The organism is Ewingella sp. CoE-038-23 (assembly GCF_040419245.1).
In the GTDB taxonomy this organism is placed as follows: domain Bacteria; phylum Pseudomonadota; class Gammaproteobacteria; order Enterobacterales; family Enterobacteriaceae; genus Ewingella; species Ewingella allii.
Map to the genome: position 1 here is coordinate 2,948,675 of NZ_JAZHOH010000001.1, position 14,498 is coordinate 2,963,172.

Sequence of the window (14,498 nt, forward strand, 5' to 3'; positions counted from 1 at the left end):
TTTTCTAATGTTTAAGAAATCGGCAGTCGATCAAGTTTTCAAAAAATATAAGAAAATCGTATTGTAGATATTGACAGTTTAACCGCCCCAGCAACCACGTACACTCCAGCCCCACCCTGATAAATTCTCCCCAACTTATCCACAAAAATGGCCATTTTGTTCACTTGCAAAAGGCACATCCAACCACTATCTTGTCATCAGAAATTAACAAACCCACAATATATAGTGTTTATATCCTGAGCAGCACACAACGCGCAGATTAGACAGATTTCGCTGGGAATCTGCGTTTCGTCAGGCCCTTTATAAACCTCTAAGGTACAGCCCCTAATGAATCAGAGTCTTCTTGTTACTAAACGCGATGGCCGTAAAGAACGCATCAACCTTGATAAAATTCACCGAGTCATCGACTGGGCTGCCGAAGGGCTTCAAAACGTCTCTGTTTCGCAAGTAGAACTCCGTTCCCACATCCAGTTTTACGATGGGATTAAAACCGGCGACATCCACGAAACCATCATTAAAGCGGCTGCGGACCTGATCTCTAAAGATGCCCCGGATTATCAATATCTGGCTGCGCGTCTGGCGGTGTTCCATCTGCGTAAAAAAGCTTACGGCCAATTTGAGCCGCCAAAACTTATCGATCAGGTTAATCGTATGGTCGATATGGGTAAATATGACAAACATCTGCTGGAAGACTACACGGCTGAAGAGTTCGAGCAGATGGACAGTTTTATTGACCACTGGCGTGATATGAATTTCTCCTATGCCGCGGTGAAGCAGCTGGAAGGTAAATACCTGGCGCAAAACCGCGTGACGGGCGAAATTTATGAAAGTGCCCAGTTCCTCTATATTCTGGTCGCCGCCTGCCTGTTCTCTGGCTACCCGCGCGATACCCGTCTGGATTACGTTAAACGTTTCTATGACGCCATTTCGACCTTCAAAATCTCGCTGCCAACGCCAATCATGTCCGGCGTGCGTACCCCTACGCGCCAGTTCAGCTCTTGCGTGCTGATCGAATGTGGCGACAGCCTCGACTCCATCAACGCCACCTCAAGCGCTATCGTGAAATACGTTTCTCAGCGCGCAGGTATCGGGATTAACGCTGGCCGCATTCGCGCGCTAGGTAGCCCAATTCGCGGCGGTGAAGCTTTCCACACCGGCTGTATTCCTTTCTATAAGCACTTCCAGACCGCGGTGAAGTCCTGCTCTCAGGGCGGCGTGCGTGGTGGTGCTGCCACTCTGTTCTACCCAATGTGGCACTTGGAAGTTGAAAGCCTGTTGGTGCTGAAAAACAACCGTGGCGTCGAAGGCAACCGCGTTCGCCACATGGACTACGGCGTACAGATCAACAAGCTGATGTATCAGCGTCTGGTGAAAGGCGGCGACATCACCCTGTTCAGCCCGTCTGACGTCCCTGGCCTGTACGATGCGTTCTTCGCGGACCAAGACGAATTCGAGCGTCTGTACGAAAAATACGAGCAAGACGACAGCATCCGTAAGCAGAAAGTGAAAGCGGTTGAGCTGTTCTCCCTGATGATGCAAGAGCGCGCCTCCACTGGCCGTATCTACATTCAGCACGTTGACCACTGCAACACCCACAGCCCGTTTGACCCGGCTATCGCGCCAGTTCGCCAGTCCAACCTGTGTCTGGAAATCGCCCTGCCAACCAAGCCGCTGGACGATGTTAACGATGAAAACGGTGAAATCGCGCTCTGTACGCTGTCTGCCTTCAACCTCGGCGCAATTAACAGCCTCGACGATTTGGAAGAGCTGGCAACGCTGGCGGTTCGTGCCCTCGACGCCCTGCTCGACTATCAGGATTACCCAATCAAAGCCGCAAACCGTGGCGCGATGGGCCGCCGTACTCTGGGTATTGGCGTCATTAACTTCGCTTACTATCTGGCGAAGAACGGCGTGCGCTACTCCGACGGCAGCGCCAACAACCTGACGCACAAAACCTTCGAAGCCATTCAGTACTACCTGCTGAAAGCCTCTAACAATTTGGCGAAAGAGCAAGGTGCTTGCCCGTGGTTCAACGAAACCACTTATGCACAGGGCATCATGCCTATCGATACCTATAAAAAGGATCTCGATGCCATTTGTAATGAGCCACTGCACTTAGACTGGGACGCGCTGCGTAAAGACATTCAAGAGCACGGCCTGCGTAACTCCACGCTGTCTGCCCTGATGCCGTCTGAGACTTCTTCGCAAATCTCTAACGCCACCAACGGCATTGAGCCACCACGCGGCCACATCAGCATCAAAGCGTCGAAAGACGGGATTCTGCGTCAGGTTGTTCCTGAGTACGAAACCCTGAAAGACCAGTATGAGCTGCTGTGGGATATGCCGAACAACGACGGCTACCTGCAATTGGTGGGTCTGATGCAGAAATTTATCGACCAGGCGATTTCGTCTAACACCAACTACGACCCGGCGCGCTTCCCGAACAGCAAGGTGCCAATGAAACAGTTGCTGAAAGACCTGCTGACCGCCTATAAGTTCGGCGTGAAAACCCTGTACTACCAAAACACTCGTGACGGTGCTGACGACGTGCAGGAAGACATGAAAGCCGAAGCTGCGGACGATTGTGAAAGCGGCGCCTGCAAAATCTAATTGTCTGTTTTTAATTAAATAATTTATATAAAACCCCCGTCAGGGGGTTTTTACTGAGAATTCAGAGGACGTTATGGCCTATAGCACTTTCTCCCAGAACAAAAACAACCAACTTCTTGAGCCGATGTTCTTCGGTCAGTCTGTTAACGTCGCGCGTTTCGACCAGCAGAAGCATGAGATTTTTGAAAAGCTGATCGAAAAGCAGCTCTCCTTCTTCTGGCGTCCTGAAGAGATTGACGTTTCTCGCGACCGTATCGACTTTCAGGCGCTGCCAGAGCACGAGAAGCACATCTTCCTCAGCAACCTGAAATACCAGACCCTGCTGGACTCCATTCAAGGCCGCAGCCCGAACGTTGCGCTGCTGCCACTGATCTCGATTCCGGAACTGGAAACTTGGGTTGAAACCTGGGCGTTCTCTGAAACCATCCACTCGCGCTCTTACACCCACATCATCCGTAACATCGTGAATGATCCGGCGCTGGTGTTTGACGACATCGTCACCAACGAAGAGATCCTCAAGCGCGCCAAAGACATCTCTGGCTACTACGACACGCTGATTGAAATGACCAGCTACTACCACCTGCTGGGCGAAGGTACGCATCAGGTCAACGGTAAAACCGTGGTCGTCAACCTGCGTGAGTTGAAGAAGAAACTCTACGTCTGCCTGATGAGCGTCAACGCGCTGGAAGCCGTGCGTTTCTACGTCAGCTTCGCCTGCTCCTTCGCCTTCGCCGAGCGCGAACTGATGGAAGGTAACGCAAAAATCATCAAGATGATCGCCCGTGACGAAGCCCTGCACCTGACCGGTACTCAGCACGCGCTGAACCTGCTGCGCTCTGGTACTGATGACCCAGAAATGGCAGAAATCGCCAAAGAGTGCGAGCAAGAGTGCCACGACCTGTTCGTGCTGGCCGCGCAACAAGAGAAAGATTGGGCAGAATATCTGTTCCGCGACGGCTCTATGATTGGCCTGAACAAAGACATTCTGTGCCAGTACGTCGAGTACATCACCAACATCCGTATGCAAGCGGTTGGCCTGACTGCGCCATTCAAAACGCGCACTAACCCAATCCCATGGATCAACGCATGGCTGGTGTCTGACAACGTGCAGGTTGCGCCACAAGAAGTGGAAGTTAGCTCTTACCTGGTCGGTCAGATTGATTCAGAAATGAATGCTGACGATTTGAGCGATTTCGAGTTCTAAGATGAGTCAGCCAACCGTAACGCTTTCAGCCAACGGTAAGCGGCTGGCCTGTCTGGCCGGCCACAAAAACCTGCTGGAAGTGTTCGAACATCACGAAGTGCAAGTGGAATACCAATGCAGGGAAGGCTACTGCGGCTCCTGCCGCATGCGGCTGGTCAGCGGTGAAGTCACCTACAGTGAGAAACCCCTGGCATTCCTGCTGGAAGGCGACGTCCTGCCCTGTTGTTGCCTGCCGGTGGGGGACGTCGAACTGGAGTTTTGATGTGGGGGTGTGCGGCCCCCACTTGGCCGCTTTAAATTCAACTTCAACTTCAAGACCTTGCGTTGCCACGCAAACTGGCCCAAAGGGTTTTAAACGAAACCCTTTGGAATCCTGCGTTTTTTTGCTGCTGTAAGATCGAGGCTACGCAGGGTTGGAATGGACATGTTTCAGCAGCTACTGTGTTCGTCGCGAAGTGCCGCCGCTTAGGCGGTTCCCTCGCTGCGGGATTACAACCCGCGTAAAAAGACACGCGGTTTTCCACCTCTTGCTCGGCGTCACTTCTGAACGCGGCTTTCTGGCATTTCAACCGTGCCGTTTCATGTGGTTTTTGCTTTTGATTTTATCCCTCCCCTTTCAGGAGGGGAGGCTAGGTGGGGTGTGGGGTTGGCTGCATTGAGCGCGATGTAAAACCACTCCTCATCCCAGCCTTCTCCTCTGAGAGGAGAAGGAGCAGAGCAGCACTCCACTGAAACGGCACGGTCTAAATGCCTCAAAACCGCAGTCAAAAATGGCGCTGAGCGAATGGTTCGAGACCAAAGGCTCGAAGCCTGAAGCGAAGGCACCGCCTAAGCGGCGACATTTTGCAGTGGATAACGGAAGTACCTGAAACACGTCCGCCTAGCGAGCGGAGCGCGCAGTATAGAGCCGGGAATTCTCAAGGGGCGCGGCGATAGGCGCCCCTTGAGGCCGGTGTGGCGGCAGCGCACGACCTTGACCTCAAGTTTTCCCTAGCTTTTCTAAAAGCTAGATCTTAGCCACACGCTCCAACCACGGGTAGTCCGCCACCGGATCCCAGCCATTCAGATACCGCCGCAGCATATCCATTGCGACCATCGCGATAGTCTCTTGGCGCAGTGCTAAAGCATGGCGGCTGGCGGTATAGCGGATGGTGAGGCCACTGGTGCCAGCCGGTGTGTGCAGGGCGAGACTCAGCTCCTCGCCGGACATGGCGCCGACGGCTAAAGCCAGCTGAACCTGATTCTTCTCAGCCAGTTGCTGGGCGCGGGCCAGAATGCTCTCCAAAGATTTCTCCGGGGCCGGTTCGGCATCATCAGGCAACAACTCACCCGCCGCCAGTGGCACGTCGGCGCTTTGCAGACGCCAGTTGAGCAGGCCGCCGGTGAAGCTCTCGCTGACCGAAAGACGCAAGCCCTGCTCCAGCAAATGCTCGGCAAGACGCGCCGGCAGGCCGCCAAAACCTTCGAAAATAGTGCTTTCACCCGCCACTTCGCGCACGCGCTCGAAAGCCTTGTGCATCGCCGCTTCTTGCGAACGCGGGCCGGTGACTTTCAGCTCGATGATTGGCGAAGAAGAGCGATAGCCCAGGGTGACACCCTCCGGCAGCACCATCTGATCTAGCTCATTGGCAAGGTCACTTTCACCACGGCCAAAGGTGGTCAAACGCAGACACAGCGGGGCTTCCAGCGATGGGTGCTTCTTGTGTAAACGCGGAACGATTTGCTGCTCCACCATCACTTTGAATTCGGAGGGTACGCCGGGGGTGAAGAAAATCTGACAGCGGTTCAACGTCAGGCTGAATCCACAGGCGGTGCCTACGGGGTTATCCAGCACTTCGGCGTTGGCGGGAATTTGCGCCTGCTTGCGGTTGGACACCGCCATTGGGCGTCCGCGCTGCGCGAAGAAAGCTTCCATGGTGGCAATCCAGTCGGCATCCTCCACCAGCTCGACCCCACAGGCGATAGCCGCCGCCTGTGCGCTTAAATCATCACTGGTCGGCCCCAGACCGCCGTTGACGATCAGCACGTCGGCGATGTGGCTACGCTCTTTCAACACGCTCACCAGCTCATCCAGACTATCGCCAACCGTTTCGCGACTGGTCATCGGCAACCCCTGCTCGAACAGATAGTTCGCCAGCCACGCCGCGTTGCTATCTACTATTTGCCCATGCAGCACTTCTTCGCCCGTACTGAGCATCTCGACCCTAAGCATTCTTTTCTCCTCTTATTTGTCCTTCCACTGTAGAAAGCCTGAAGCCGAAAAACAATTGCCGGGGCACAAAGTGATATTCCAAACGAAAAAAAGCCTGCTATGCGCAGGCTTTTAAATTTAAAGCTGGATATCCCTAAAGATTTCGCTCTGTAACAAGGCGGCAACTGAGCAAATCCCCAGAAGCTTACATCAATAAGTGACTAGGGTGCGCGAAGGCAGCCAACACAGCTACAGCATGAAAGATGACGGGATATATCCCTAAAGATTTCGCTCTGTAACAAGGCGGCAACTGAGCAAATCCCCAGGAGCTTACATCAGTAAGTGACTGGGGTGCGTGAAGGCAGCCAACGCAGTTACAGTGCGAAAGATGACGGGATATTAGAAGTTAACAGCACCGCCGAGATATGCCCCATCCGCCAGGATGTTGTCACGCTTACCGTCTTTATTATCCAGCGCCAGATAGCGGTAACCCACGCTTACCGTCACCAGAGGGATGGCGGTCAAACGAATACCGGCGTCGCCTTCTTTGTAGTTAGAGATGCCGCTAGACAGGGAATCTGGAGAGTAGTAGTAGCTGCCGTACAGGCTGAACAGGCTACCTACTGGCAGCTGCAAGCCACCGCCGACTGCCGCCGCGTAACCTTCGTCGCCCTGTTTAGGATTGGTATACAAACCTTTGCCGCCAACGGTCGCCATGAATGGACCCAGTGGGATGTTGTAACCCAGACCCAGACCAGCTACGTCGCCGTCATCGTCGTTGTGGGTCCAATCGCCGCTCAGCGCGATACCCGGAGTGGTGGTACCGAGGCCCACACCGAAATTGGTGTAATGTTCGCCAATTTCACCGTTGACACTGATGGCGCTGGCAGAGGCCGCGACCAACATCAAACTGGCAGCAGCGCCAGCGACTAAAAGTTTTTTCATTTTCATTCCCGAATGTTCATTAAACGACAGATAAACCATCCCGCGAAGTCTAAAGCAAATCAGCGTCATGCAACAACCTTGAATGTTTTAAACCTCCGTTTTAAATAAAAAAAAATGTAAGAAATAGCCACAAAGTTTATGTGCGTAACGATCCTGATTGAAATGATAACTCCTGCCTATTTGCCCAGTATCAACATCAAGGCTAAAAGATGGGGGTAGAGTTTACTGACCTAAGGAAAGGCAAACTCGCGAAGGGAAGCCGTACCGCAATACCTTTTTGAGGAATGGGCACCGCCCTTTTTAGCTTTAAACACCCACCGATTAATTGACTGGAAGGATCTAACCAATGAGTAAAAGAGGACTTACAACCGCCGCTGGAGCACCGGTTGTAGATAATAATAACGTGATCACCGCAGGCCGCCGTGGCCCCTTGCTGCTACAAGACGTCTGGTTTCTGGAGAAGCTGGCGCATTTTGACCGCGAAGTGATCCCAGAGCGTCGCATGCACGCCAAGGGTTCAGGCGCTTACGGCACCTTTACCGTCACCCATGACATCACTCAATACACCCGCGCTAATATCTTTGCCGAAATCGGTAAGCAAACTCCGATGTTTATCCGTTTCTCCACCGTAGCGGGCGAGCGCGGCGCAGCGGACGCCGAGCGCGATATTCGTGGCTTCTCCATCAAGTTCTATACTGAGCAGGGTAACTGGGATTTGGTTGGCAACAACACCCCTATTTTCTACCTGCGCGACCCGCTGAAATTCCCAGATTTGAATCACGTGGTTAAACGTGACCCGCGCACTAACCTGCGCAATCCGGCTTACAAATGGGACTTCTTCTCCCATCTGCCTGAAGCACTTCACCAACTAACTATTGACGCCAGCGACCGCGGCCTGCCTAGCTCTTATCGCCATATTCACGGTTTTGGTAGTCACACCTTCAGCTTTATCAATGAGCAAAACGAGCGTTTTTGGGTGAAATTCCACTTCCGCTGCCAGCAGGGCATTCAAAACCTGATGGACGACGAAGCGGAGAAACTGGTGGGAAGCGATCGCGAAAGCTCGCAGCGCGACCTGTATGATGCCATTGAGCGCGGCGACTTCCCTCGCTGGAAACTCTTTGTTCAAGTCATGCCCGAAAAAGAAGCTTCCGAGCTACCTTACAACCCATTCGACCTGACCAAAGTTTGGTTACACAGTGACTACCCGCTGATTGAAGTGGGCGAATTTGAGCTGAACCGCAATCCAGAAAACTACTTTGCCGAAGTTGAACAAGTGGCGATGAGTCCGGCCAACGTGGTGCCGGGTATCGGCTTCTCCCCTGACCGTATGCTGCAAGGCCGTCTGTTCTCTTACGGCGACGCGCACCGCTACCGTCTGGGCGTGAACCATCATCAAATCCCAGTTAATGCACCAAAATGCCCGTTCCACAACTACCACCGCGACGGCGCGATGCGCGTTGATGGTAACAGCGGCAACGGCGTGACCTATGAGCCAAACAGCGCAGGTTTGTTCCAAGAGCAGCCGGACTTCAGCGAACCGCCGTTGACTATCGAAGGGGCGGCGGACCACTGGAATCACCGCGAAGATGATGATTACTTCACCCAGCCACGCCTGTTGTTCAACCTGCTGTCTGCAGATGAGCAAGCACGCCTGTGTGGCCGTATCGCCAGTGAGCTGAAACACGCTTCGCCAGACACGCAAAAACGCCAACTCGATCTGTTCTACAAGGTTGATCCGGCCTATAGCGCAGGTGTGGAACAAGGCCTTAAGCCGTAATACCTGACGCTTGGGTTTTAGATAAGCGTCATAAAACAAGGGCCGCCCTGTAATGCAGAGCGGCCCTTTTTATTAGCGATAATGAACTGAAAGCTCAGGCGGTTTGCTGTGAAAGCCACTCCTGAAGATGGCGACGCGAGATTTTAATTCCCCCCTGCGCAATGTCCGCAGGCAGGTCGAAATAGCGCACCGGCTGCTGGAAACGCGCCAGTTTGCCCTCCAGCCATTGGGAGAGCATCTCAAACGGCATCTCTGCTGAGCGATCAATCAGCGCCACCGGCCTCTGGCCAAATTCGGCGTCAGCCATCGGCAACACGAAAGCGCGCTCAACGCGCGGATGCGCCGCCAACACGCGCTCGATGTCCTCGGGCTGAATCCCCTCCCCGCCGCTGAAAAACAGATTATCCAGCCGCCCGGCGACGTGCAGCTCATCGGCCCGCCACGCGCCTCTGTCTCGAGTATGCAACCAGCCGTCGGCGTCGGTGAGCTGAGTCAGCTTGCCCTGCCACCAATAACCGGCTGCCAGACTTTCGCTGCGGATCAGGATTTCATCCTCGACGATCATCACTTCCCGCCCGGCCAGAGGCTCGCCGACGCCCGCCGAACCGTCGGCGCGTTTGGCCGTCACCGTCGACGCCGTTTCCGTCATGCCGTAACCACACCAGCAGCGAACTCCGGCGCGTTCGGCGCGCTGGGTTAACTCGAGGGGAATGTCCGCCCCGCCGAGCAGCACGTCGGTTAACGAGGCGGGCAACTGCTGCTGGTTGAGCAGCCGCCAGAGCTGGGTCGGCACCAGCGAGGCGTGACTGCAGTCTTGCAGCACCTCAGCGAGCGGCCGCTCTTCGGCCACCACCAGCTGGGCACCGGCGGTCAGCCAGCGCCAGACAATGCCCTGCCCGGAGACGTGAAACAGCGGCAGCGAAAGCAGCCAGGCGTTACCCGCGTTGAAAGGAATGAGGCCCAGCACCCCGCGCGCGCTGGCGAGATGCGCCGCGACGCCGTGCGCGGCGGCTTTAGGCAGCCCGCTCGAACCCGAGGTTAACGTCAGGGTGGCAATCCGCTGCGGCGGATAGTTTGGTGTCACCCCGCCATGGCCGTGGAACAGGCTCAGGGCAGGGATTTCAGTGACCAGCGGCTCATCGCTCAGGTCGAGAATAAAGTCGATATCCAACTGGGGTAATAATGGGTCACACAAGGCGGCAGGCAGCTGCGGGTTCAGCGGCAGAAGCCTGGCTCCGGCTTGAATCAGCGCCAGATAGCATAACAGCGCGTTAAGGCTATTTTTGCCACGCAGCGCCACGCCACGGCCTTCGGCCACGCCCTGCTGGACGAAACCGGCACACAGCGAGTCAACGCGCTGCTGCAAGTCTTGCCAGCACCAGGCTTTCCCCGCCGATTTAATGGCAATCGCAAAGGGCGTTTTGCTCGCCCAGGCGTGCCACGGCCACTGGGTCAATTCTGCCATACCACCTCCAGCGCGGATTCATCCAGCAGGGGTTGGTCGGCGTCAGGCCAAGGGCGGACCAGCTGCGACTGGATGAGATCCAGCGTGTCGAGGCCCGGCTGGGTGTCGGGCGTCAGCCACGCGGCCATGCGCGCCAGCTGGGTTAAACCGAGGCTGGACTCAATACTTGAGCTGATCACCGCCTCCAGCCCGGCGCGATGCGCTTTAGCAATCAGTTCGCGGCAGCGCGTCAGGCTGCCAGTCAGGGTCGGCTTGATAATAATCGCCGCCAGCCCCTGTTCGGCGCGAATTTCAAAGCCCGCCTCGCGCACGCTTTCATCCCAGGCAATGGCAATCCCGCTGGCGCGGGCAAACTCGCGCGACTGTTCGCGGGTCTGACAAGGCTCTTCAATAAAGGCGATGCGCGAACGCAGCGCGGGGGCCACGTAACGCGCAAAGGCGTCGGCCTTGGCGGGCGTCCAGCTGCGGTTGGCGTCCAACCGCAAACGCAGGTGCGGCAAGGCTTCGAGCAGCATGCTGACATTCAAACCATCCCCCACCGCCTCGTACAAACCGACTTTCACCTTGGCAATCGGCTGTTGGGCAAGGCGCTGATAAAGCGCGTCTGGGTCGCCGTGACACAGGGGCGCGCAGGCGTAATTCCCCGTCTGCGGCAGTGCGTCGCGCAGTTCGGCATCCGCCATGCTCAGACCAAAGGCCACCGACGGCATGGCATTGAAGGCCGATGCCAGCGCGCCGAGCGAAGCCCCTTGCAGCCACTGGGCCAGCGCGTGCTGCACCGAAGGCTGCGCCTGTTCCACGCTTTCCAGACTAAAGCCCGGCAGCGGCGCAATTTCCCCCCAGCCGCACTTTTCGTCCTGCCACAGCTGCACCAGCAGGCCGTCGCGGGTCTTCAGACGTTGATTTCTCAACACAATGCCCGCCTCCATCGGCAGGCTATAACGGTACAGCGTAGCGCGGCGCATTATGGATTACGCTTGAATTTGCTGAAGTCCGGCTGGCGTTTTTCGTTAAACGCGTTGCGGCCTTCCTGACCTTCGTCGGTCATGTAGAACAGCATGGTGGCGTTACCCGCCAGCTCCTGCAAACCGGCCTGCCCGTCGCAGTCGGCGTTAAGCGCGGCTTTCAGGCAGCGCAGCGCCATTGGGCTGTTTTGTAGGATTTCGCGGCACCAGCGCACGGTCTCTTTTTCCAAATCAGCCAGTGGCACCACGGTGTTGACCAAGCCCATGTCTAGCGCGGCGGCGGCGTCATACTGGCGGCAAAGGAACCAGATTTCGCGCGCCTTTTTCTGGCCGACGATGCGCGCCATATAAGAAGCGCCCCAGCCGCCGTCAAAGGAGCCGACCTTCGGCCCGGTCTGACCGAACACCGCGTTGTCTGCGGCAATGGTCAGGTCACACATCATGTGCAGCACGTGGCCGCCGCCGATGGAGAATCCGGCGACCATCGCCACTACTGGCTTCGGACAGGTACGGATTTGGCGCTGGAAGTCGAGCACGTTCAGGTGGTGAACGCCGCTGGCGTCCTGATAGCCGCCGTAGTCGCCGCGCACTTTCTGATCGCCACCGGCGCAGAAGGCTTTGTCGCCTTCGCCAGTCAGCACAATCACGCCAATGTTGTCGTCATAGCGCGCATCTTCCATCGCGCGGATCATCTCTTTGACGGTCAGCGGGCGGAAAGCGTTGCGCACCTGCGGGCGATTAATGGTGATTTTGGCGATGCCGTCCGCCGACTTGTGATAGCGAATATCTTCGAATTCGCCGCTGCAATCGAGCCACTCAATCGGGGCGTACAGCTCTTTTTCATCAGGATAAATCATGTTCAACTTCCTTTAAGACAGGTGAAGTAATGAATGCCAGCGCCTGACGGGCAAACTCAGTCGGATTCGCGCGATGGGCGTTATGCCCGGCATTGGCGATGGTGCGCAGCGGGAAACCGGCCTGCTGCGCGAGAAGGGTAAATTTCTGATCCAGCGCGCCGCATAGCCATACCACCGGCAGCGTGAGGCGCGACAAGGGCTGGCGCAGGTCGGGCTGCACCGCCAGAGAAGTCGCTCCCAGCATGGTGGCAATCGCCGGACCGTGGTTGCTGGCGCGTAAATCCACCAAGCGCTGGCGCTGGGCGTCGCTCAGGTCGCCAAATACCGGCTGGCGATACCAGAGTTGCAGCACCTGCTCGATGGGCTGGAAGCGAAAACGGGTGATCCACAGCTGGTCGTGATGACGGCGCTGCTGGCGATCGCGCAGGGTTTTCAGACCGGGATTGGCCCCTTCCACCAGCACGCCCCGCAGGCCACGGCTATCGCCATAGCAGGCGTGATAAAGGCTGATTCGCCCACCGAGTGAATAACCGAGCAACCAGTAATCGTCTATACCCAACTGCTGCAAGGTGGCGGTCAGCTGCTGGCTGACGTCGGCAAAACCGGCGGCGGTAATAGAGGCCGAGCGGCCGTGACCGGGCAAATCCACCAGCAAACAAGGCCACTCGCCGAGGTGCGGCAACAGGGATTGCCAATCCTCGCCGCTGCCCAACAGGCCGTGAAGCATAACCAACCAAGGGCGTCCGCTGAGATGAGTATTAACTTGCTGGCAATTGAGCATCAGAGCGCCCCCGCCTCAGCCACCAGCTTGCGCAGCATCGCCGCGCCGTCGCCGCTGGCCACTTTTAGCTCGACCAGCGTCGCGCCTTGGTGCTGCCAGCCGTTTTGCACCGCGTCGGTTAGCTCATCCATAGTGGTCGGGCTGGCGTAGTGCAGGCCGAACATCGCCGCCGCGTGGCTAAACTCCACGTCTTGCGGCATGCAGTAAAAACGCTGGCGCTGCTCCTCTGGCGTCGGCAACAAAGAGAAAATCTGCCCGCCGTTGTTGTTCACCACCACCATCACCGTTGGCGCGGAGCATTGGCGCAGCAGGGCCAGCGCGTTTAAATCGTACAGCGCAGAGAGATCGCCAATCAGGATGAGCGTCGGTTTCTGCGTGGCGCGTTGCACTCCGGCGGCGGTAGAAATCAGCCCGTCGATGCCGCTGGCCCCGCGATTGGCAAACAGTGGATAACCCGCCGGAAGCTGCGCCAGCGAGTCCACCAGCCTGACCACCAGACTGTTGCCGACAAACAGCTGGCCGTTGGCTGGCAGCAAGGCCGGTAAATGGCGCGCCAGAGAAGCTTCGCCAAAATGGCTCGCCAGACGGCTTTCGACCAGAGCCATCACGCGTTGAGAAAGAGAATTTAGCGTCCTGGCCCAAGGCTGTTGAGGCTCGGCGGGGTGCAGCTTCAGCCATTCGCTGACGGCGATTTGGATCCGCCGCCCCTGATGCTGCGCCGGGTCGAGGCGGCCGGGCATGGAGTCTATCAGCCAATATTCCTGCGGCTGGCAGGCGGCCTGCCATTGCAACAGGCGTTTGCCGGTCAGGCTGCCGCCAAACTGAATCACTAATTCCGCCTGAGCCAATGTCTGTCGGGCCTCTGGGTGCGCCAGCCACAGGTCGGCACAGGGCAGCGGGTTGCCGGTTTGCGATTGCACGTCGCTGATTAGCGGCCAGCCGAGGGTTTTAGCCCACCGCGCCAGCTGTTCGCCCTCTTCGGCGGCGATGCGCCCGGCGATAATCACTCCGCGCTTTTGCCGCCACTGCGCCCAGTCGGCTTCAACCGGCTGACGCAGAGTTTGAGGCGTGCGCAGCCAAGGCTGGCAGCCCTGCCACCATTCGCCCAGCGCCTGCGACCAGTCGAGATAGTCATCCCCCTCCTCGCCGTACAGCGGCTCGGCGAACGGACAGTTGATGTGCATGGCACCGTGCTCCAGCGCTGACAGGCCGTTGTCGATAGCCGATACCAGCCAGCGCGCACTGATGTCCGGCGTCGGTCGCGGTAGATTGAGGTTTTGTCGTGGGTGGCTGGCAAACAGTTCTGGCTGGCGAATGGCCTGATTGGCGCCGCAGTCGATAAGCTCCGGCGGGCGATCGGCGGTGAGCATGATCAGCCGTTCGCCGGTCAGCCCGGCTTCGATAATCGCCGGATAGAGATTCGCCACCGCCGTGCCGGAAGTGACAATCACCGCCACCGGCTGGCCGCTGGCCTTGGCTAAGCCGAGGGCGAGATGCCCCAGGCCGCGCTCATCAAAATGGGTGTGGCAAATCAGCTTGGAGTTGCTCGCCGCCGCCAGCGTCAGTGGGGTTGAGCGCGAGCCGGGCGCGATGCAGACGTGCTGCACCTGATGGCGGGTTAAGGCTTCTAATATCAGCGTGGCCCAGCGGCGATTAAACATGGCGGTAGCTTGTGTTGATGGCATGGATTGACTCCGGCG

At 57.0% G+C, this 14,498-nt stretch carries 11 protein-coding genes; 4 read left to right on the forward strand and 7 right to left on the reverse strand.

Features of this window, described 5'->3' with window-relative positions; all coding sequences use genetic code 11:
• The first annotated feature begins 327 nt into the window (after positions 1–327).
• From nrdA to yfaE, 3 genes are all read left to right on the forward strand, one after another.
• Positions 328–2,610: a class 1a ribonucleoside-diphosphate reductase subunit alpha gene (gene nrdA, locus V2154_RS13890; RefSeq protein WP_353502752.1), complete on the forward strand. Its 2,283-nt coding sequence runs from the start codon at positions 328–330 to the stop codon at positions 2,608–2,610.
• Between the two features lie 73 nt (positions 2,611–2,683).
• The gene (nrdB, locus tag V2154_RS13895; protein ID WP_100935749.1) at positions 2,684–3,814 is read left to right on the forward strand and encodes a class Ia ribonucleoside-diphosphate reductase subunit beta; all 1,131 of its coding nucleotides are present in this window, start codon (positions 2,684–2,686) and stop codon (positions 3,812–3,814) included.
• 1 nt (position 3,815) lies between these two features.
• Positions 3,816–4,076, forward strand: a complete 261-nt coding sequence (gene yfaE / locus V2154_RS13900) for a class I ribonucleotide reductase maintenance protein YfaE (RefSeq protein WP_353502753.1) — start codon at positions 3,816–3,818, stop codon at positions 4,074–4,076.
• Between the two features lie 744 nt (positions 4,077–4,820).
• Here the strand turns inward: yfaE and V2154_RS13905 are convergent.
• Complete coding sequence (locus V2154_RS13905) at positions 4,821–6,026, reverse strand: nicotinamide mononucleotide deamidase-related protein YfaY (protein WP_353502754.1); 1,206 nt, start codon at positions 6,024–6,026, stop codon at positions 4,821–4,823.
• Between the two features lie 378 nt (positions 6,027–6,404).
• On the reverse strand, positions 6,405–6,950 hold the full coding sequence (locus tag V2154_RS13910; RefSeq protein WP_353502755.1) for a YfaZ family outer membrane protein: 546 nt from the start codon (positions 6,948–6,950) through the stop codon (positions 6,405–6,407).
• A gap of 346 nt (positions 6,951–7,296) precedes the next feature.
• Between V2154_RS13910 and V2154_RS13915 the strand changes: the two genes are divergently transcribed.
• Positions 7,297–8,730: a catalase gene (locus tag V2154_RS13915; RefSeq protein WP_353502756.1), complete on the forward strand. Its 1,434-nt coding sequence runs from the start codon at positions 7,297–7,299 to the stop codon at positions 8,728–8,730.
• A gap of 94 nt (positions 8,731–8,824) precedes the next feature.
• Here the strand turns inward: V2154_RS13915 and menE are convergent, their stop codons facing one another.
• The 5 genes from menE to menD are packed head-to-tail and all read right to left on the reverse strand — an operon-like array spanning position 8,825 to position 14,483.
• Complete coding sequence (gene menE, locus V2154_RS13920) at positions 8,825–10,195, reverse strand: o-succinylbenzoate--CoA ligase (RefSeq protein WP_353502757.1); 1,371 nt, start codon at positions 10,193–10,195, stop codon at positions 8,825–8,827.
• Positions 10,183–11,160: an o-succinylbenzoate synthase gene (gene menC, locus V2154_RS13925; RefSeq protein ID WP_353502758.1), complete on the reverse strand. Its 978-nt coding sequence runs from the start codon at positions 11,158–11,160 to the stop codon at positions 10,183–10,185. Before menC ends, menE begins: the two co-directional genes overlap by 13 nt.
• Positions 11,160–12,017 carry a 1,4-dihydroxy-2-naphthoyl-CoA synthase gene (gene menB, locus V2154_RS13930; RefSeq protein WP_034791738.1) on the reverse strand — a complete coding sequence of 286 codons (858 nt, stop codon included), beginning with the start codon at positions 12,015–12,017 and terminating at the stop codon, positions 11,160–11,162. Before menB ends, menC begins: the two co-directional genes overlap by 1 nt.
• Entirely contained in the window at positions 12,004–12,798 is a 795-nt protein-coding gene (menH, locus tag V2154_RS13935; RefSeq protein ID WP_353502759.1) for a 2-succinyl-6-hydroxy-2,4-cyclohexadiene-1-carboxylate synthase, read from the reverse strand. Before menH ends, menB begins: the two co-directional genes overlap by 14 nt.
• Entirely contained in the window at positions 12,798–14,483 is a 1,686-nt protein-coding gene (menD, locus tag V2154_RS13940; protein ID WP_353502760.1) for a 2-succinyl-5-enolpyruvyl-6-hydroxy-3-cyclohexene-1-carboxylic-acid synthase, read from the reverse strand. Before menD ends, menH begins: the two co-directional genes overlap by 1 nt.
• Positions 14,484–14,498 lie beyond the last annotated feature (15 nt).